Here is a 20,229-nt window from a genome sequence, read left to right as displayed (position 1 = left end):
GGTTGAGGGAGCGAACAGGAGCTCCTCGAATGCCTCGGTTTCTTCTCAGCGGGTGCGAACGGCTCCCGCCCCCAGGTCCGGGCCCCGGTGCGAGGCGGGCGGCAGCAGGTCTGCTTGCCCGCCATCGCAGCGACGGCTGACCGCGTGCACAGGAGGCTTCACCTCCACCTGCAGAGGGGTCGGTACCAGTCCACACCGGGTCCGCTCGTCCTCGACGAACGTACGGTTGTGCCGGTCCTCGGCCATCCTCTCTGGCGTAGCTGGCTGCGGTTCCGGGATCGTCTTGGCCCCTGGGTACTGCTCGCGTAGGTAGGCAAGAAGGAGGGGCAGCCATCCTCCGCAGTTTCGTTTGATCCCGAAGAGGTGACCGACGGTTTCCCCGAACACGGCGGCGGAGACGACGGGGGCCACGATGTCCGCGAACTGCTGACAGATGCTCGTCCGTGAACCCTCGGCAAGTGCTGCGTAGTCCCTGGGGAGGGTGACCAGAGCTGCCACCTGCTCAAGGGTGAACCGGCCGCCCTTGTGCCCGACATCGACCGACCGGATACGCGAGGTGACCCCCGGGATCACGCGGCCCATGACGAACGCGTTGCCTCCGCTGGTCTTGCGGGCGCCTCGGGTGATCACCTCCAGCTCGGCGGGAAGTCCCGTCGCCTGGTCGGCGGTGATCGTTATCTCTGGTGCTTTCGGTCCGGAGTTGTAGCGGCCGAACGTCGCCATCATGAACGCCCGGCGGCGCGTTGACGGCGACCCGTAGGAGGCGGCGTCGATCTCTTCCCACGTCACGGACACAGCGGCGCCAAGTTCGCGTTCTCCTGCGCAGTACAGCTCTTCCTTGATCACGTCGCGGATCTCTTGGGGAAGCTGGTTGGACTGCTCGAAGAGGATCGTGTGCAGCGGCGCCCCACCGTGTTTGAGGGCGAGTGCCCAGATCATCGGTTCGAGCATGAGCCCGGCGGTCTGGGTGCCGGGCATGTCGGCGACGAGTGAGCGGATCTCGTCCCAGGTGGCGCCCGAGCGCGGGCCGAAGTGGTCGTAGGCCTCCGGCCCGCACTCGCACTCGTCGTCGGTGACGCACGTGCAGCCCGGGCCGTCGACGATGTAGTTCCCGACGGCTGCCCCGGCCTGCTCGATGGCGTCGGCCAGAGCGGCGACGTTCTCGGGCAGCCGTCCGGCGCGCTTGCCGGCGTTGGTGAAGTCGATGCACGGCGAGGACCCGATCAGGATCTGGGTGTGCCGGAACACGAAGTGCTCGGGGTCGATGCTGCGCACGTCCGCGCAGATGGCGTGGCAGCCGGCCCGCGTCGCTGTGGCCGTGGCGTCGCGGCTTGCGTCTATGCACAGCATGTCGACCTTGGCCCCGAGGATGCGGCGGATCCCGACGCACCAGCCCCCGCAGCCACCGAACAGGTTCACAGCTCTGGGCGCGTCGCCCTCGGCGGGGGCGAACAGCCATCGCACCGGGCCTGGCCCTGCGAGTCTCGCCAGGTCGGCGGTGTCCTCCTCGGACGGGTGCGCGGCGACGAAGTCGGCGTACGTCCAGCCGTCCAAGTCGTCGTACGTGAGCGGCGTGCGGCCCGTAGCGCTGAAGGTGTCCGGCACCCGCACCGGGCCCTGCTCATGAGCCTGCGGTGCGACGCCGCTGCCGCCTTCCGCCGGGCTCTTTGGCCCGGCAGTGGCCGGGACGGCAGCGTCGTCGGGCTGCGGGGGCTGGGTCTGGGTGGGGTACACCCGGCCGTCAACGCTGCGGTGGAGGGTTCCGGCCTCGATCAGCGGCAGCACCCGGGAGGGGTTGACCTTGCGGCCGGCGTGGCGGAAGCCGTCACCGTTCTGCCACAGCAGGCCCGCTCCAGCCCACTCGATCACCTCAGCCTCCGTGCCCGGCTTGGCGGTCTGCACGAACTCGCGCGAAGCCCACAGCTCCGCCGGTTCCTCCGGCCCTTGATCGGCCTGATCAAGCAGTGCGAGCGTCGTCGTGCCTGCCTTGATGGCGGCGGCCAGGTCGAGCTGGTACACCCCGTACCGCTCATTTACCGTCGTGCACAGCGCGTGCCAGGTCTCGGCCGTGGCATCGGTGAGGTTCGCGGCGGCCGCCGACAGAACATCGGCAGCCGCCGGCGTGATCGGCTTCTCCACGCCGTTGACGTTGTAGGTACGCGTCACCCGCCGGTCGCCTCGGCCCGTGCCACCATCAAGACGCGCCGAGGTGGCCCCCGGGCGGAGACGGGTGACCACGTGGCCGATGTACGCGGCCGACAGCGTCGCGGCCGCCTCCGCGTCCAAACCGTCAGCGTTCAGCGCTTCCAGCACGGCCAGCTCGTCAACCGTGGGGGTGGCGGCCCGTTCGGCCGCGGCCTTCTCCTCCGCGGCGCGCAGCGCGGCGGCCCGCTCGTTGGCGGCCTGCTCCGCCTCTGCTGAGGCTTGGGCCTTCTCCTGCTCCCCGGGCCAGGTTTCTCCGGCGGACAGCCACCGGTAGCGGGAGCTCTTTACCGCGGCGGGCCGGGTGTCCTTCTCCGGCTCCGTGACTGCGTTGATGCGCATCGCGTTCGACCACAGACGAAGCGCGCGGTCTCCCTCGTCGGTGAGACCGAACGCGCGGGCCCCGGGGGCGATGGCGAGCACCTTCACGAACCCGGCTGCCCACAGGCGTGGAACCAGGGTCTTCCTGATCTTCTTGGAGACGTCGGCGCGGTTGGGGCTGATGTCGTAGGCGCGGAATCCGTCGGCAGTCTCGCGCACCTTGCCGTCACGTATCCACCCCAGCGTGCGCCACTGGTTGCGGGAGAAGTTCAGTGCTTGGGCAGCATCGATGTCCTCCGGCGTCATCACGTCGGCGTCTTCCCGGGCGTGCGCGTCCAGGTGGGCGCGGGCGGCGTCGGCGGCATCCTGCTCGGTGTCGTAGACGTAGGCAGCCGCGATGTCGGCGACCGCGTCACCGAACTTGTTCAGCCCCCTGGAGACAGGGCCATGCCGGTCGCACTCGGCCACCCACTGGGAGCCGATCAGGTCGAGAGCGACCGCCCGCGCGGGGGCGGGGGTGCTGTACGCCTCCCCGACCTTGGGCAGATCGTCGCCCGCGGCCGCCCGGCCCTGGCCGGTCTCCTTGGGCGTAGCGACGGCGGCACCGGGCGGCGTCCGTTCGGGAAACGTCTCGCCGCGCTCCGTGGCGTCGGCGTGGGCGCGAACGATGTCCCGGACGCTGGCCGCGTACGGCGCGTCGTTGATCACCGAGCAGACGTCGATGCGCGTGCCGTCCGGCGCGATGACCAGCCAGGGCCAGTCCTCGCCACCCTCCTTCGACACCACGTATACCGCTCCGCGGACCACCGCTTCCCAGATACTCGGGCTGACCCGCGTCACCGTGACGCGCCGCCTACCCGTGCCCATGACGATCTCCTGCGGACCGTGCTGCGACATGACGAGACCGTCATCGCGGCGGTCATCCTTCACCGCCTGCCGCTCCTCGGCCTCCTGCTCGCTCCGCGCCCATGCGGCCGCCTGCTCCTGCTTGGCCTGCGCATCCCGCTCCGCCTGCTCCGCCGCAAGACGCTCCCGCGTGGCCTCCATCTCCTTGGCCCACTGCTCGACCTGCCGCATCTGCGCGGCGCGGCGGCGCTCCTCCTCCTGTCCGTACGGCAGGGGAGTAAGACGCCGGGCCCGGTCCCTGGCCGACTGCTTGCTCGTCCGGCCGGTGTGGTGAACACGCACCCGCGCCCAGTAGGCGGCCCGGTGGTCTGCGTGCAGCAGGTCGGGGGCGGCGGTGCACCAACGGTGCGCGATGACGCCGTCGGGGGTGACCGTGACAGGACCGCGCCGGCCGCTGCGGGGGACCGCGATGTAGCCGCCGGACGCCAGCAGCTCGACCAGGGCGGCCCGTACCCGGCGTCCCTGACCCTCACGTCGGCGGACGATCCCGGACGTGTCCGCGTGCAGGTCTCCCGCGTACACGGCAGCCAGGACGTCGGCCAGCCCCGCGCACCAGCCCATACGCGGCAGTTCGGTTCGGGCGTTGCTCTCATCGAGCCACCGGTCCGCGCCGCTGTTCTCCATCTCTGAGTCAGCGGGTGCGGCAAGCGTGGTGCCAGCCGTTCGGCTGGCGTCGTGGGCCCGCTCCGGGGCGTTGGTGTCGTCCGGACCGTACGCGGCGTCAGCCGTCGAGAAGTCCGTCGTGGAAGCCACCGCTATGTGGGGGGACGTGCTTCCGAGGCGTTGCTCGGCGGTCTGGCCGGAGTCGGCCTCGCCGGAGCGCTCCTCATCCTTGGTAGTGGACGCGGCGTTGAGCCGGGCGGAGAAGGCGGCCCGGCTCGCCCGGACCGCGGCGACCAGGGCGGCCCGGTCGGCGCGCGCCTCAGCGGAAAGCGCGGCGGCCTCGTCCTGCGCCTTCTTGCTGCCGCCCCGCTCGCGCACAGCCGCGCGGGCTTCCCGCTTCGCACGCTCGTCACCGTCGGCCGCGCCCTGAGCTATGAGCGCATCGGCCAACGCCTTGGACGGCCACGGCGACCGCTCGCCGTTTTCCAGAGCCTGAGCGAGCATCTGCCCGCACAGCTCCGCCGCACGATCACCCCACTGCTGCCAGTGCAGAGCGCACGTCTTGGGATCGCCCTTGGCCAAGTCGCGGGCGAGGTCGACCACATCCCGCCCGGCGGACCGGTCGCCGCCGTGAGCGTCGTCCAGGATCCGGCGGGAGAGGCAGCGAGCGCAGGCGACGAACCGGCCGAGCTCGCAGTCCTGGTCGTCGACGACCGCCACCCAGTAGCGGGCGCCGGAACGCTTCGAGCTGCACTTGCCGACGTAAGGAGCGGACATCGCACAGTACGCGTCGATGTCGGCTTCCTTGTCGTCGTCGGCACAGAGGGAGACAACGCGGAGACGGGAGTTCGCCACACTTTCCAGGGCGGAGTTCCACACCTTCCACTCAGCCACGTAGCGCCGGTGGTCAGGCCCCTTGCGCGCCCAGTCCTCACCCGTGCAGCCTTCGCGGCCGTCTGCGGCGGTCAGGTGCTCGAAGCCCCAGCGGGCCTCGGCGATCAGGCCCACGGCGCCGAAGCGGCGGATGAGGAACACACCGGGCTCGAGCTCCATACGCTCCGGCGTGCAACCGAACGCCGGAGCCTGTGCCGTGCGCTGCCCGTACTTGGCCCACAGTGCGGCGAACCGGCTGCGGGTGGTGGAGTCGGTGCGGATCCGGGCGAGCACCTTGGCAAGAGGGCGGTCCTCGATGTTGGCGGCCCACCAGTACGACCCGTCAGCGTCGTGTCCTGCCTCCCACTGGCCCTCCTCCGGACGGCAGTAGGCGACAGGCCGGATCCGGAACGTGTGTCCGGCTGCGGTCGTCAGCACCCACCCAGGGGAAGGCTGTCGCCCGTCCAAGAACGACACAGCCGCGATCGACTCGCCTTCCTGCAGCGCAGCCGCGAGCTGACCGGCGGCAATGTTCCCGGCTGCAGGCTCGGGCAGTCCGGCATCGCCGTTGACGACGGACTTGTGCTGGCTGTCGACGGAGCTGCTGGGGACGGTGTTCACGGGATTCCTTCGTGGGCCGGGAGAGGCCACGCGGATGCGCGGCCGGGGCCACTGAAGCGGCGTACGCCAGCGGCGTCGCCTTCTCGCGAATTCCGGCATCGGCGCTCGCACCAGCGGGTTCTCGACCGCGTGCTGGCAGGTAATGAGGGCGTCCTCGACGACGGACAGCGGCCGGCCCGGGTCGAGGGGAGCGACCCGGGCCGGTTGGTGACCGCGCATGACCGCGGTCCGGATGAAGTGGGGCTGCGACATCGCGAGGGGAGGGCCTGCCCCGCGCCCTGAGGCGTCCTCACGTCCGGCGGGGGCCTGCAAACGAGGAGTCCGAGACCGGCACGCTCACCCGGGGCAGCGCACCGCACCCGTCTTGGCCCCTACCGGAGCACGTCCTCGCGCCGGTCCTCCTCCGCCTTCGCGGATGCCGCGAAGGCACACCCGTACAAAGCCAGCGTCTCTTCACGCCCAGACTCGGCACGAGCGGCGGCTTCCTCCATGCGCGCGCACTCGGCCACGAAGTCAGACAGGGCACCCACTGCGCGGTAGGTCCCGGCCGACTCCTCGTAGTGGCCGGCGTCCCGCTTCGCACGGCTCACGTCGTCGTACGCCCCTTCACAGGACCGGACGGCCGACCACACGTCCTCAGCGAGCGCGTCCCCCTCCCGGACCCGGTCCCGGCACGCCTGTGCCCGCTCCACGTCACCGGCGGCGAGCACCCCCGCAGCATGCACACGCATGCGGGCCTTCGTCAGCCGCTCCACTGCCGCTTCCCACGCGGCCGCCGTTCGGCCGGACGCCGCGCGCTCGGCCCGGGCCTGGTCACGTCCGGCCAGGCCGGCACGGTCGGCTTCCGCACGCGCCTCCGCCCGCTCGCCGGCGTAATGCGCATCCCAGTGCAGGGCCTTCTCGAAGTCCCGAACGCCGTTGTACGCGGCCTGGGCGGTCTCGAGCGCCGCCCACTCGGCGACGGCGTGCTCGGCAAGCCGGGTCGGCTCCCCGTAGCTGTTGTGCGGGTACTTGGCCCAGTCGGCCAAGTGCTTGCGGTCGTTTCCAGTACCGAATCCCCGGGGGTTCTTGCGGACGGCGGCCGCCGCCTTTCGCAGGTTCTCAGCGCCGCGTCCCTCAATACGGTCAGCCACGGCCAGCGTGAACGCCACGGCAGCGGCGTCGACCCGGTCCCCGGCGATCAGCGCGGCGGAGGTGTACCGCGACGGGTAATACACCGACCGGCTGGAGCGCTTGGACTTTGCCCAGGCGTCGTACTGCGCCACGAACGACAGCGAGGGATCACCGTGCCCGGCGTGCGTGACACCGTCGTAGTCGGTGTGGCCGTCGAACCACGCACACCAGGCGCGCGAGGAGTCCTCGAACATCACGATCAGCCCGGCGTACCCGCGCGCCGACGGTTCGCGGCCTTCGTCGGCCAGCTGCTTGCGCCACTGGGCTTCCTGGGCGATCAGCCGCTCCTGTGCTTCCTCAATGATCGGAGCGGCGAGCGCCTCCCGCTCCGCGCGCGCCGCAGCGTCCGCGATCGCCTCCCCGGCTTCCTTGACGTGCTGCCCGGCCAGCACGATCGCACGCCGCCACGACGCGCACCCCCGCGCGTCCTCGCCGTTCGTCTCGGCCAGCCAAGCCCGCGCCGCCTTCACAGCGTCGGTGGCCGACCGCTCCGCCGTCTTGGCCTCCGCGTAGGCGGCGGAGCCCAGCTCCACCGTCCGCGCGCCCGTCGGCGTGGAGCCGTCGAGGGCGTTGAACGCGTCCCGAGCGTCACTCAGGGCAGCATTCACCTTCGCCACGGCGTCGTCCATCTGCCGGACCCACTCCGCGCCGTCGCGCCCCCACACCGTCCGGCCCGTGGCCTCCTGCTCACGCGAGACGACGCGTACGGCCTTGACGGCCTCGCGCACGGCCTTGAACCCGCCGGTCGAAGCGGACGCCACGAACTTGCCCGTCGCCTCGTTCCATGCGCACACGTGCTCGGTCTCCTCCACCCCGGCGCGCACCATCACGAGCCCGGAGAGCACCGCGGCGCGCACCCACAGGCGGCCGGTCCAGCGGCGCTGCACGCGTACGTCCCAGCCCAGCTGTTCGGCTTCACGCACCAGGGCGCCCGCGCTCTTAGGCATGCCTTCCAGCGCGGCGACCGCCGCGTCGGCCCCGAGGGCAGCGGCACTCCCGCCGCAGCGCCCAGAGCGGACCTCACTGCGCTGGCACGCCGGGCAGGACTCGGCTGCAGTTTCCTCCCCGGCGGGACCGCGGGCATCGTCGTGTCCGCCGGAGCAGGCGGTGACCGGAGAGGAATGCGGATGGGGGGCTGCGGTGCGCGAGTCGGCGTTCATGGGGTGCCTTCCTGAGAGAGGACTGCCGGCGGCTGCGCGGCTCGGCCACTGAAGAGGCAGAGCACCGTCACCGTCGCGATCTCGCGAATCCCGCGCACGGACCGGGCCGGGGGCCCCAGGCTGCCGACCTGTCGGTCCGGCGGCGGGCGCTCGCCCGTGGGGGTGCGGCAACGTCAGCGGTGGCGACCTGGCACGCGGTTCTCGTAGATCAGGTCCAGGTCCCAGGACCCGCGGTGCTCGTACACCGTCATGTGCTGGCAGGCCGGACATCGAAACGCCACGTAGCGGCCCGGGGGTTCACTGCCGCGCCCGGATGCCATCAGTCCGGGCCCCGAATCCTCACACTTCTCGCATGCTGTCGAGTAGTGCGACAGGACGAGCTGTGGCTGCCAGTCGCACCAGACGAGTGGCCGACCCCGGTGTTCACGTGGCAGCGCAGGAATCCGCCGTTCGACGGGCTCGATCGGCTCGGCGCCGGGCAGCTCCTCAAGGACAGCCTGCTGCGGGGCCGGATCGCCCCGCCACACACGCAGACACGCCCGGCATGTCTTCGGGCCATTCCAGGGACCGTCGTACGCGCGGACTGCGGGGGCCTGTTCCGGGTCGGTGCAGCACAACAGGGGGACGGTGAACACCGGCAGTGGGGGAGGCGTGGCGCCGGGGGCCAGGAGGTGCAGGACGCCGGCGGGGGTGCGGACCACGACGGCCGCAGGGCCCCCGGCGCTCGCGGCCGCGGGCGCGGGCGCGGCGGTTCCCGGCCGTGGCGGTGCGGCCGGTTCGATGGGAGTGGCGGTGTGGGGCTGTACCACGGGTGCTCCGGAGGCGAAGGGCGGGAAGGGGCCGGCGGAAAGTCGGTCACCAACCGTTTCCGGTGTGGCGTTCGAGGATGGCCGCCAGGTCGCGGTGCCATCGGTGGTACATGGCCATGCGGTGCTCATGGACGAGCCGGGCCATCTCTGACGCGTCCTGGCCGAGGACGAACGGCGCCTTGGTGTTGAGCAGCTGCCGCATGGCGGGTTCGGGGGAGCGCGGCACATTCAGGCGCTGGTCCGCTTCGGACAGCGCCGACGCGCCCGTCCAGGAGTGGGCGCGGGCCCACAACTGGTGCAGAGCCTGCACCCGTACGAAGGTCTCCAGCTGCATGCCGGGAACGGGGTCTTCGGCTTCAGCGGTGTTGACCAGGAGGGTGATGGCCTGGTGGTGGGCCTTGCGGGCCACTCGCGTCTCCTCCAGGACGGAGGCGACGATCAGATCGTTCGTTGTCGGCTCGGGCATCGGATGTCTCTCTTCTGTGAGGTCGTGCTCGGGAGCCCCTGGTCCAGGGCTCCCGGCCTGGATGCGCAGCGGGATGGCGATCGTGACGAAGGCCGATCTGGCAGCCTGGAGGGGGCGGGCGAGAGCGCCTCGCTCGTGCGGGTTGTCGAGTCAGCGCCCGCTCACGGCTGCTGCTCGACGGCCTGCACCGACCACGTCAGCAGGTACGCCCGGAACACGATGCCCTCGTACCTGCTGCGGTCCTCTTCCGTCGCCCACCGGGCGCGCTGGATGGCCTCGGCAGCCTCGGGAGACGCCGACAGCCGGTTGTGGCCCCCGTTGCGGTGCGCGTCGAAGTCGATGCTGCTCCACCTGCTGTTCCATGAGGGGGTGCTGGAGACGAAGGCGTAGTCGGGCCCTTCGGGTGCGGGGGTGCCGGCGTCCGTCGGCGAACTGGTGCGCGTGATCCGGTACAGCGTGGGCCCGGGCCAGGGGCCGGGCCCGGACGCTTCGGCGTCTTCGCGGCTGCGGTGGGCGTGGGGGCTGAACATCCGGGTGATGTCGCTGTCGGAGGATTCGGCCAGGAGGACCAGGCCCCATGCCATCGAGGGGCTGTCGGACCAGACGAACCTGGTTCGGCTCTCCTGTGCACTCATGGGCGGCCGTCCTCTGCTGCTGGCGGGATCGTGGGTGAGGGGCGTGGTGCCCAGCGGGCACGCCCGCTGGTGACCGCTTTCTCGGTGCAGGGCTGGCGGTCTGCTGGGCGGGGCTCGTCGGTGGGTTCAGGCGTCGGGGACGAGGGTGAAGTAGAGGCTGCCCTGGCTGGTGGTGATCTCGGTGGCGGGCCGGTGGCGGGGGAGACCGGAGCGGGGGTGCCTGTTGGGGGCGTGGAAGTTGATGCTGCGGACGGTGGCGGGGTGGCCGTTGTGGAGGATGACGTCGCCCTCCTTGAGGTGGGGGTCGGTGGGCTTCTTGGCGAGCTGGGCCAGTTCCTCGTCGCTCAGGTGGGTGCGGACGTAGTTGATGAGGTCCTCGAAGGGGAGGTAGCGGCCTTCGCCGTCGATGGCCACGCATTCGGCTTCGAGCGCGGCGATGAGCGCGAGGGGGTTGAGGGGAGTGCCGTTGCTGGGCATCGGGTCGGGCTCCTTGGCGTAGGGCAGGTGCTGGGGCCCTGCCGGGGTGCCTCAGTGAACGGGGGCGCGTCCGGTGGTGGCGACGTCTCGCGAATCCCGGGTGCCGGCGGCCGCGCGGTTGTCCTCCTGGTGCTGTCCGGTCTTGTCCGTACGGTGCGGGCACCACTGAGGAGAGAGGACAGCGCCCGTGCCTGCGACCAGCCCACGAATCCATAACGGCAAGAAGCCTGGAGTCCTCCTCTACGGGTGGCTGTCCGGCTCCCGGCCCTCTTGGGGGCCCGGACGTGACGATACGGAACGACACGTGACGACCCGTGACGAGTCGTCACGGCCGGGTGGGCACGGTGCGGGTGATGCGAGCGGGCTAAAAAGAGGGGCGGAGCGCTTCTTGCCGTTATGGGTTTGTTGGCTGGTAGTAGACACGGAGGAGACGGTTCGATGAGGCACGACCGCACCGTACGCAAGGGAGCGGACACCGCCCCTTCCCTCCGCCCCTCACGACAGGCCAGTCCGCGACCGCGCCTACCGCCGGCGGCCCACACGCCGAGAGGAACCCGATGACCGAGACCGACCTGCCCACCCCCGCACGCACCACCCCGGTACGCGACGACCACGCCTGGCCCTTCCCCCTCAGCACCGGCGGCCGCTCCCACGTACGCCTGCGCGTCTGGCCCACCCGCGACCGCCCCGGCCCCCTCGTCATCGCCACCGACCTGATGCTCGGCGCCGGACTCATCAACAACGCCGAGAGCCTGTGCCGCGCAGCCCACGCCGAATTCGGCCCGCACACGACCGTCGTACGCCACTTCCCCGCCTGGTCCATGCTCGCCATCGACGGAGAGGACGTCTTCGACCAGCTCACGCTCGACAACCGCGACCGCGCCCGGGCCCGCCGGTGCACCGAACAGGTCCTGGACCTTCTCGGCCCCGGCGTCCTCGGCTACCCCGGCGACACCCCGCCCGCCCACGCCGGCGCAGGCGCGGCCGCCGTCCCGCCACAGAGCACCCACATCGCCCGCGTCCTCGCCGCCCTGCTGCGCCTCGACGAGACCCGGGTGATCGAACGACGCCCCGACGGCTACCCCACCCGCACCGGCCCCGTCGCCGAGAAGGACCTCGCGCCGCTCAGCCACCTCAAGCTCGGCACCGAGGCCCTCCAGCGCCTGTCCGGCTTCCTCGCCGAGGCGGACACCAACCCCCACCAGAGCGCCGCCGGCGTCAAGCGGGAACGCCAGCTCGGCAAGATCATCCACACTCTGCACGAGCAGACGTGGCAGCTCGGCCTCCTCGCCGACGAACTGGCAGCCGAAGAACGGACCTGAACCAGCCACCCGGGCGCCCTCACCGAGACCAGGACGAGCGCAGGAACGCCGCAGTGCGCAAGACTCCCGCCGTGCCCCCCTCACCCAAGAAGCCGACGAACCGCATGGAGCCGCTGGGCCAGGTCGCCCGTGAACTCTGGATCCTCAGCGGCAACGAATGCGCCTTCGACCCCTGCACCGAGCGGCTCATCTGCGAAGACGGCGCATTCATCGGCGAAGTGGCGCACATCCATGGCGTTGAGCCGAGCAGCCCCCGGCACGATCCCGCACTGGACCGGCAGGCTCTCCGGGCCGCCGACAACCTGATGCTCCTGTGCCCCAAGCACCACACCCGGATCGACCACGTGAACAGCCGCAGCAAGTACCCCGCGCCCATGCTGCGCAGGATGAAGAGGAAGCACGAGGACCGGTTCCGCGCGGCGGCGGCGTACATCGAGGCCCAGTTCACCGATCACACGAAGGCCGCGACCGTCCGCTACGCCACCACCCTCGACGCACTTCACGCCGCCATCGGGGTCGACAAGCTCACGCCCGACGAGAAGCACGACGACGTCACGATGGTCAACACCATCGCGGACAAGCTCGCCGAGCTGACCCCGCCGGCCCGCAGCCTCCTCTCCTTCCTAGTCCAGGCCGACGCCGTACTCGGCATCGCCGAGGTGTCCCGGCGCACCCGGCGGTCACAGAGCGAGATCAGCAGCACGATGGAGGAACTGGACCGCCTCGGGTACGCCTACCTGGAACGCGAACCCGACGAGGACGAACCCCGCGGCGCTCTGAAGCTCTACGCCCACGACTCGTTCGACGGATGGCCGTTCTGGGATGACCTGCGGAGCTTCCTCGACGAGCACCCGGAGCGCATCGCGCGGGTCATCGTCGACCTCGAGTTCAACCTGCTGGACTGACAACGCAGCGGCCTGGATGCGCTCAGCGGCGGGGGCCCTCACCCGATGCCGCGGCCAGCCCCCCGGCTGTGGCCTGAAGCATCCCCGCCGTCGAGGAGGCCGAGGGGGTTCGTGAACGGCTCCCTGGCTGAGGCGCTGGCGTACTACCGGCCGCGCCGGGCGCGGGCGCGGTGGCATCCATAGCGGCCTTACGCGGAGGCGGGAGGCGGCCCCGGGTAGACAGGGGCGGCTGGACGTTCGGCGTCGTGCCGGACCGTGCGGTCGGGCCGCTGGACCGCGCCAGGCTCGAACAGGGCGTACTCGCTGTAGCCGCAGATCATGTACGAGGTGTTCGTCCTGTCCGCGAACTGGGCTATCACCTCCCCGTCGCGGCAGGTCAGGTGCCAGGCGAACGTCCAGGTGACCGCGTCGACCGGCTTTCCGTCGCGCATGACATCGAGCGGCTCCACCTCCACCGTCGCCACTTCACCGACTTCGTACTCCTGGCCGAGCCACGGCCGGAATACCGTCTGGATGAGCAGTCCAGGCTTGAGCTGGCTGGCCGTTACGTACGGCAGCCCGGTGGCGTCACAGGCGGCGCAGGTTCCATCGGTGGGGTGGCGGTGCGTCATCGACTTCTCCGAAGGGGCGGGATCGCGGTTGGGGTGTCGGCCCGGATGCTTGCGCAGGCCGAGCGGATAGCCATCGGTCCGCGAATTCAGGCGCCGGCGGTTCGCTGCAGGGCGCGTCCCGAGGTGCCGGCCCTGACTGGTTGATGGGTGGGCATGGGCGTGTCGGCGGCGGACAGCGGTGCGCGATGTCTGCCGCCGGCACGCAGAAGACCGGCCGCCTGCTGTTCCGCACCGAACTGAGGGGAGCGGCCGTCAACACCACGGCTCCTCTTTCGAGGGACCTCTGCCTACTTCCTGGCAGTCGCTCCTCGCGGTGCCGGTAGCGTCGGGTGGACGGCAGAGTGCCTGCCGGTCTCCCGCTGATGCGACACCCCACGCGGTCCCAGCGAAGAGGCGAAGGAGCCTCGCGGTGTCCGCGGGGTGAGTCCCGGACCCGGCACGCACCATCTCTTGTGAGACCGACCGTGGACTTTGACGGCCGGGCGTGGGCGGCCTCGAAGGACGCAGCATGGCACGGAACCGGACGGTGCAGCGCAGGGCCCGGCAGCTCCAGCGGCGGGCGGGCGGCGGGTTCAACGCCGCCCGCGACCAGGTGGTGGCGCTGCCACCGTTGCGGGCGCGTCTGACGCATGAGGAATGGCTGGCCGCCGGGCGGGCCCGGTTCGGCACGGACGACATCAGCCAGTGGTCTGCCCTGTGCCCTCGCTGCGGGCACGTCACGTCCGTGGCACGGTTCGCCGAGGTCTCCGGGACCACGGAGCTGACGCAGGCGTTCACCGAATGCCTCGGCCGGCACCTTCCCGGCACTGGATCCCACACGTTCCCGTGTGACTGGGCCGCTTGGGGCCACGTCCCCCTGTACGGGTACACCGTCGTCGACGGGCGGGAGTTCCGGGTGTTCGCCTTCCCGGCCCCGGACGAGGACGTGGCGAAGAACAAGACGCGCCAGGAGGAACGGGCTGCGGCCTGGCAGGCCCGCGTCGACGCCCAGGCGGAGGTCGAGGCAGAGGCAGAGGAGGACCAGGAGGGGGACGAAGACCAGACCGATGTGTGCGAGTCATGCGACCGGCCGGTGGGCCGTCGTCACCGACAGGACTGCATCTGGCGGGTCGAAGAGCTGCTGGGTGAGTGGACGGACGTCGAGGAAGTGCACACCTGGGCGGATGGTCAGGCGCTCCTCGATGTCGCGACGGACCTTGAGCCGGCCATCGGCGCCTACATCGAACTCGTCGGACAGCTGCTGACCGCCCGCGGTATCCCCGTGACGGAGCAGGCCGGGGTCCGGGTGGAGGACGGGTTCGACCTGTCGGCCGACTGTGACGTGACACTGCGCGAGCGGAACCAGTTGGGCGGTCTGCAGTGGTTCTCCTGGGATGCCGAACACGGGTGGTCTTTCACCTCCATGGATCCGGCCCAGCGGCCCAGTCCGGTCTTCTACGCGGGAGGCCCGGTCACGCCGGTGGCGAGCGAGGCCGCCGAGCGGATCGCGGCGGTCGTCGAAGGCCGGGAGTCGTGGACAGGGCAGCGCATCCGTCAGCGCGTGGTGGTCGAGCCCAGCGCGTGGCACTGTGTGGCGCGTGAGCTGGAGACTGCCGTCGAAGGCCGTGCCCGAGCAGCAGGTCGGGGCGCCGAGCCGGTGAACTGACGGCCGCCGGCGCGCGCCGCTACGGGTTCACCGTGCCGTGCACGGCACGGTGAACCCGATGACCACGCCCGTGCCTGTTCCCGTCCCGCTCATGCGCCCCTCCGTGGTGTCGTCCGTGCCTGCGGGGCCCGGTTGGTCCCATGCCATGAAGCTGGACGGCTGGCGGGCAGCCGTTCACCGCCGCGGCGACCAGGTCCTGCTCCACTCCCGGTCCGGCCGGGACATCACGAGGGAGCTGCCCGAACTACGCACTGTGCTGATGGACTTGCCCGACGGTGTCCTGGACGGTGAGATCGTGGCGGCCTACGCGGACGGACGGATGGACTTCGGTGCCCTCGCACGCACGCCGGCGTGGCGGGCCTCCCACGGAATCGGGGTCGTTTTCACCGCGTTCGACATCCTGGCCTTCTCCGATTCGCCTGGCCGGCCTGCGTTCGACGTTCGCTCCCGACCTCTGCGGGAGCGGCTGCTCCTCCTTGAACAGGCCCTGGCGGGTCGCGCTGTGCGATGGGTGCCGGGGCTCGACAGCGCGGCCGAGGCGGTACAGCAGGCGCGGGATCTGGCACACCTTGGAGTGGAGGGTGTGGTCTCCCGTCGGCTTGACTCGCCCTACAGCGCGCGGGCCTCTCGGGCGTGGGTGAAGTGGCGTACCGATGGTGATCCGGTCGACGCGAAGGTGATCGCGGTGATCGGGCCGGTGCACCGTCCTTGGGCGTTGCGAGTGCTGGTCAACGGCGGGGAAGCTGAGACATCACCGCGGTTGGACTCTGTGCGCGCTGCGGAAGTCGCCCGGCAGCTCACAGGCCACGTGGGTGCTCGGCGACAGCGGCCCGACGGCTCCGAGGAGCACCTGGTCGTCGGGGTGGTTCTTGCCGAGGTGCGTCCGCCTGTCGGCAGGCACGGCAGCCTGCACTTCGTGCGGCTCCGCACGGACAGCTGAGGGCTCCCGCAGGCGCCGCGTCGTCGCCTCGGGCAGTTGACGGCCGGACCGTCCAACTGCGTGGGCACCGTGGTGTCCGCTTCGCACGAAAGGCTGCCTCACGTAGTCACCCACGGCCCCGGCGCGAGCTCGCGCCGGGGCGGCCGTACGGACATCGCATGTGGTTGACCGCTGGCACGCTCGTGTCGACGCCGGTCGCCAAGGAAGGACGATCATGAACGACGCCGCTCCCGCGGCGCGCGGCGACGCCCTCCTGCAGCAGGCCATTACCTCGCTGCGCCAGGGCAACCCTCTCGTCGATCCGGCCTTGTACGAGCCCCTCACCGAACTGCTTGAGGATGCCGCCCAGGGCGACGACGAAGGTGTCATCAACCCCTACATCGAAGCCGTCGCCGCAGCACTGCTCGGCAGCCCGCTGACGTCTGCCCGGCCGGCGGCCGCGCCCAGGCACCGGTCGGCTGCCGCTTCCGACAACCACACCCCTACACCGACCGGGAGCACCATCTCGTGACCGCCCTGCCCCGCCTCACCGCCGACGCCCGTGCCCAGGCACTGCAGAAGGCCATCGCCGCCCGCAAGGAACGCAGCGAACTGCTGATCCGCCTCAAGGCAGGCCAGATCTCCCTCCACGAGGTCCTCGACCGTACGGACACGGTCGCAGGCAAGATCCGCGTACGCCCCCTGCTCGAAGCCCTGCCCGGCATCGGCAAGATCCGCGCCGGCCAGCTCCTGGACCACATCGGCATATCCGAACGCCGCCGAGTCCGAGGGCTCGGACCCCGCCAGAAGGCCCAGCTCCTCGATCTCTTCCCGCCTCAGAAGTGAGCCGCCCTGGTGCCCGGCGGGACGGGCGCCGGGCACCAGGGCGGCCGGAGGCCGACATCCTTCCGGGCGCCACATACTTGTAGCGCGTCCACTGAGCCTTCTGCTCGGCTGGCGCTACGACGCCCCGGCGCCGCCGCCTGCAAGTAGTGCAACGCCGGGGCGTGGTTGCCCCTCTGGCCTCGCGTCCCGGCCCTCCCCCTGCCCCCGGGCCGTCGGGCTCAGGCGCCGGGCAATCGGAGCCTGGCTAGGCCCGGGCCCTTTGTCGTGCCGTGCGGCGCTCGTGCCGGGCGGCTTCCACCGCCGTACGCCGCCGTTGGCGAGCCTCCTCCGTGGAGCGGCACTCGTCCGCAATCTGCTGCCCCAGAGCTGCTGCCGACCATGCGCCTGGGCGGTCGCTGCTGCCCAGCTCTACTCCGGCGGGCGGTGTGGGCACTCGGGTGAGTTCCGGCTCCTTGCCCGGACCGCCGTACAGAGCCACGTATCCAAGGCCGACGGCCCAGAGTCGGAGGGCTTCCACCTCGCGTACCACTGCTTGCCCCAGATCTCCGTCGGGGGTGTCGGCCCAGAGAGCCACCTCGTGCCAGCCTTCGGCCGGTGGCGGAGTGAACTGCTGCACCGCACCAGCGACGGACTCGGTGGTCTCCAGCCACAGCCGGGTGCCGGCCTCGTCCCGGCACGCCACTCCGAGCCACGGCCACGTCCGGACGTCGTGCTCGACGGCTTGTCCGTCGGAGGTGTACGGCGTGAGGCGTACACCTCGGAACCGCAGCCCGTTCACTGTCACCTCGGCATGTGGAGACCTGATGCCTGCGCAGGTGTCCGCAGGCCCTGCCATTGTGGCCGACAGAATCCGCGTCCTCAGGGGCCTGCCAATCCGAGGGGAGAGAGTTTGCCGTGCTCCGTCATGAGCCCTACGCGCTCTGTTCCTTGCTGCTTGCAACCTGCGGTGCGGCCCGGCGACATGCTGCTGCGTCCAGGGATAAGCCGGGTCTTCACGGTCTTCCTGGCCGAGGCTGTTGCGGTGTTCGACGATCCGGTGGACGTCTCTCACGGCCTGGCCGCCGGGCTCCTCCGCGCCAGACGCAGGCCCAGCCTTCCGGACAGCCGCAGGCTGGCTTCCGGCACGCCGCCGGCGTCGCCTCTCTCGCTGCCGGAACCATCGAGCGTGCAGGGCTCTCCGTCCTGCCGTCGACTTTCTCCACCGCCGCCCGATCGACACCAGAGGTCCAGGTATGAGCCAGGAACGTAGCCACGACGAGACGAACGACCTGATCGACGCTGAGCGCAGGGTCGACTGGGACGAAGAGGAGTACGAACGGTAGGCGTCTCAGACCCCAACTCCCTCGATCGGGTGAGGCGACCGTCGACAGGCTCAGGGCAGCTGGGACGGCCGCTAGGGTCGGGCTCTGGGAGTAGCGCAACCTGACTCCGGCCTGCATGGGCGCCCACGCCGCCGCAGGACCGGCCAAGCCGTCTCGGACGCAGCGCTGCATTGTCGTGTAGCCAGCCGGCACGTCTTCCATCGTGGAACGGACGGCGGGGGCGTGGGGTCCGCCGGAGGGGTTCACCATGGTCAGGAGCCGTAAGGCGCGCCGGAACACCCGGGCTCGCGTGGCTGCCACCGGACAGCGGCCGGCCGCCGCCTACCGTGAACTGCGCGAGGTCAATGCGCCCTACGAGGGGTACGTCGTCGATCTTCACCATGTCGTGGACGACATCACCGCGCCCGGGCACCAGGGGGACTCCTGGGCGTACCGGGTGCGGACTCCGGAGGGAGTCGACCTGACGTGGAACGATGTCAACGACCCCGATGCCGGCGGCCCGGAGCTGACTTCCAGGCAGCAGATCTCCCTGTTCGGCGGGTGGCTGCTGACTCCTGAGCTGCTGCGGGCCCGGTTCCCGGGCGCCAGGATCCTCGAGCACAGCGTCATGCCGGAAGGTTGCCACGGCTGCCATCTGGTGAAGTGCTGGACAGTACACGTCGGGTGCACCGTTCCGTGCGAGCGTCTTGAGGCTGCGCGGGAGACGGAGGCGCGGTGGGCGGCCGAGGAGGCGTTCGACCGTGCATACGCGGCATACCAGGCGGAGCTCGCTGCTCTGTGGCGCCGGCACGAAGCCGAGGACGCCGATCTTGAGCAGGATGTGCAGAAGGTCCGCGAGCGGGTGGAGGCCTGGCGGACCGCAGTGGATTCCGGGCGCTGGGACGATGCCGGGGGCACCGAGGCGATGTGGCGTGAGTGGGACGTCTGCAACGCGCGCGAGCGGGATCAGCGCGAGCGGCATAACCAGGAGTACAAGGAGCTGACCGGCAGGCAGCCTGAACCCCCTGCCCACTGGAAGACGGATGCCTCGGCCTGAGCTGTGAGCTGTGAGCTGTGAGCTGTCGGCCGGTGGCCGCATCGGTGAGTCCGCTGCGTAGATGCTGGCGGCGTGCGTCACCAGGCGGCGGACACGCCGGTCGTACGATGTGACGTCATGGACCGGCTCGAACGCCCCGCCCGCACCGAGATCACCGCGCTGCTGAAGAAGCTGGCACGCGGCCCGCAGGCGACGTACGACCAGCGCGCCTTCTTCCTGAACGAGTACCTGCGGGTGCTCAGCGACTTCCTTGAGCTCCCCGAGGAGCGAATTCAGGCAGGCGACCTCGTGGACGTTGGTTACGCGGTCGCGTGGCTGAACGCCGCGGCCGCGGGTTACACCCGTCAGCGTCGGGTGGCCGGCAAGCCGGACGCGGCCGCGGCGTCGCAGGCAGCTCGCTGCGCCGCTTTCAACGCCTTCGCTCGTCACCTCGGCCAGCCGGAGCGTCTTTCCGAGGGGTGGCCCGACAGCCAGGGCCTGCCGGTCGACGAGAGCCGCCGGGTAGTGGAGCTCCTTGCGGACAACCGACCGCCGCGCACGAACCGCAGCACGTGGGAGCGCACCAGCGCGCTTGCGGCCCTGAGGCTCGTCACCGGCCGCCCGCTGTCCGAACTCGCTGGTCTTCAGGTGTCGGCCCTCGACCTGAAGGCGGACCCGCCCACCGTCACCTTGGGGGAGCGCGTCTTCCCGCTGGACGACTTGGCTGTGCGGACCATGAGCCGCTGGCTGGATACCTGGAAGAGACTGACCGAACAGTTGGAGGGTGGGACCGTCACGCAGGTGTGGGTCACCATCAAGCCGGGCCGGCCCCGCTACGGTGAGCCGGCCAAGCACCCGTACCTGCCGTGCTCCATCCGCGCTCTTCGGGCGGCTCAGCATGACCTGACCAGCAGACTGCTCGCCCGGCCGACACGGCTTGGGCAGCTGAGCGGCCCTGATCCAGACGATGTCGTTTCCCAAACCCCCAAGAGACGCCGTGCGCCGTCGGCAGCTCCTCCTCCGGAGCGCACCGCCGAGGACCGGGCGCTGGCGCTCCGACAGGCTGCCGAGGTCAGGCGTGAGCGGGCGGAGATGCTGGGGCGGCTGAAAGCCGGCGACCTGTCGCTGCCCGATGTACTGGCCCGTGAAGACAGGGTGGTCGGCGGTACCCGGGTTGGCCGGCTAGTGGAGTCGCTGCCCGGCGTTGGGCCCGCTGCGCGGAGGCGCATTCTGGCGGAGGTCGGCTTGGACGAGCAGCGGCGTCTGCAGTCCCTCCGGGCCCAGCAACGTGAGCGGCTGCTCCACGAATGCTCAACCGTTTCGTGAGCCACGCAGTCGCCCGCGGCTGATGGCTCCGCATGCGAACCGGCCCAGGGAACGGGGAAGGCACCCGGGGGG

General features: G+C 70.8%; 15 protein-coding genes. 8 read left to right on the top strand and 7 right to left on the bottom strand.

The genetic code is table 11. From position 1 onward, the window contains the following. Positions 1-45: 45 nt before the first annotated feature. The 5 genes from ABT170_RS14365 to ABT170_RS14345 form a co-directional block, all read right to left on the bottom strand. Positions 46-5,526, bottom strand: coding sequence for a hypothetical protein (locus tag ABT170_RS14365; protein ID WP_351867180.1), 5,481 nt, complete (start codon positions 5,524-5,526; stop codon positions 46-48). Positions 5,527-5,897: 371 nt separating this feature from the next. Beyond that, positions 5,898-7,646, bottom strand: coding sequence for a hypothetical protein (locus ABT170_RS14360; RefSeq protein WP_351867177.1), 1,749 nt, complete (start codon positions 7,644-7,646; stop codon positions 5,898-5,900). A 1,068-nt stretch (positions 7,647-8,714) separates the two neighbouring features. Beyond that, entirely contained in the window at positions 8,715-9,134 is a 420-nt protein-coding gene (locus tag ABT170_RS14355; protein WP_351867175.1) for a hypothetical protein, read from the bottom strand. 161 nt (positions 9,135-9,295) lie between these two features. After that, positions 9,296-9,769 (bottom strand): hypothetical protein, encoded by a 474-nt coding sequence (locus ABT170_RS14350; protein ID WP_351867172.1) that lies wholly within the window; start codon positions 9,767-9,769, stop codon positions 9,296-9,298. A 126-nt stretch (positions 9,770-9,895) separates the two neighbouring features. After that, a complete protein-coding gene (locus ABT170_RS14345) occupies positions 9,896-10,246 on the bottom strand; it encodes a DNA ligase-like domain-containing protein (RefSeq protein WP_351867170.1) in 351 nt (116 codons plus the stop codon). A 557-nt stretch (positions 10,247-10,803) separates the two neighbouring features. Between ABT170_RS14345 and ABT170_RS14340 the strand changes: the two genes are divergently transcribed. Next, complete coding sequence (locus tag ABT170_RS14340) at positions 10,804-11,568, top strand: hypothetical protein (protein ID WP_351867167.1); 765 nt, start codon at positions 10,804-10,806, stop codon at positions 11,566-11,568. A 71-nt stretch (positions 11,569-11,639) separates the two neighbouring features. After that, positions 11,640-12,473: a hypothetical protein gene (locus ABT170_RS14335; protein WP_351867165.1), complete on the top strand. Its 834-nt coding sequence runs from the start codon at positions 11,640-11,642 to the stop codon at positions 12,471-12,473. A gap of 188 nt (positions 12,474-12,661) precedes the next feature. On the opposite strand, the gene ABT170_RS14330 is transcribed toward ABT170_RS14335, so the two are convergent. Beyond that, complete coding sequence (locus tag ABT170_RS14330; RefSeq protein ID WP_351867162.1) at positions 12,662-13,084, bottom strand: hypothetical protein; 423 nt, start codon at positions 13,082-13,084, stop codon at positions 12,662-12,664. A 508-nt stretch (positions 13,085-13,592) separates the two neighbouring features. Here ABT170_RS14330 and ABT170_RS14325 point away from each other — a divergent pair. The 4 genes from ABT170_RS14325 (at position 13,593) to mihF (ABT170_RS14310) (ending at position 16,494) form a co-directional block, all read left to right on the top strand. After that, the gene (locus ABT170_RS14325; protein WP_351867159.1) at positions 13,593-14,729 is read left to right on the top strand and encodes a VVA0879 family protein; all 1,137 of its coding nucleotides are present in this window, start codon (positions 13,593-13,595) and stop codon (positions 14,727-14,729) included. A 58-nt stretch (positions 14,730-14,787) separates the two neighbouring features. Next, a complete protein-coding gene (locus tag ABT170_RS14320; protein WP_351867156.1) occupies positions 14,788-15,669 on the top strand; it encodes an ATP-dependent DNA ligase in 882 nt (293 codons plus the stop codon). 214 nt (positions 15,670-15,883) lie between these two features. Then, positions 15,884-16,180 (top strand): hypothetical protein, encoded by a 297-nt coding sequence (locus tag ABT170_RS14315; protein ID WP_351867153.1) that lies wholly within the window; start codon positions 15,884-15,886, stop codon positions 16,178-16,180. Further along, on the top strand, positions 16,177-16,494 hold the full coding sequence (mihF, locus tag ABT170_RS14310; RefSeq protein ID WP_332757184.1) for an integration host factor, actinobacterial type: 318 nt from the start codon (positions 16,177-16,179) through the stop codon (positions 16,492-16,494). Before ABT170_RS14315 ends, mihF (ABT170_RS14310) begins: the two co-directional genes overlap by 4 nt. Before the next feature lie 244 nt (positions 16,495-16,738). On the opposite strand, the gene ABT170_RS14305 is transcribed toward mihF (ABT170_RS14310), so the two are convergent. Further along, complete coding sequence (locus ABT170_RS14305) at positions 16,739-17,278, bottom strand: hypothetical protein (RefSeq protein WP_351867150.1); 540 nt, start codon at positions 17,276-17,278, stop codon at positions 16,739-16,741. Between the two features lie 827 nt (positions 17,279-18,105). On the opposite strand from ABT170_RS14305, the gene ABT170_RS14300 reads away from it, so the two are divergent. Further along, complete coding sequence (locus ABT170_RS14300) at positions 18,106-18,852, top strand: hypothetical protein (protein ID WP_351867147.1); 747 nt, start codon at positions 18,106-18,108, stop codon at positions 18,850-18,852. 117 nt (positions 18,853-18,969) lie between these two features. Then, positions 18,970-20,157, top strand: coding sequence for an integration host factor, actinobacterial type (gene mihF / locus ABT170_RS14295; protein ID WP_351867144.1), 1,188 nt, complete (start codon positions 18,970-18,972; stop codon positions 20,155-20,157). Positions 20,158-20,229: the final 72 nt, after the last annotated feature.

It is taken from the genome of Streptomyces sp. NPDC001787, assembly GCF_040297465.1.
Taxonomy (GTDB): Bacteria; Actinomycetota; Actinomycetes; order Streptomycetales; family Streptomycetaceae; genus Streptomyces.
The sequence above is the reverse complement of the archived record's forward strand: the minus strand, read 5'-3'. Positions and strand labels throughout refer to the sequence as shown.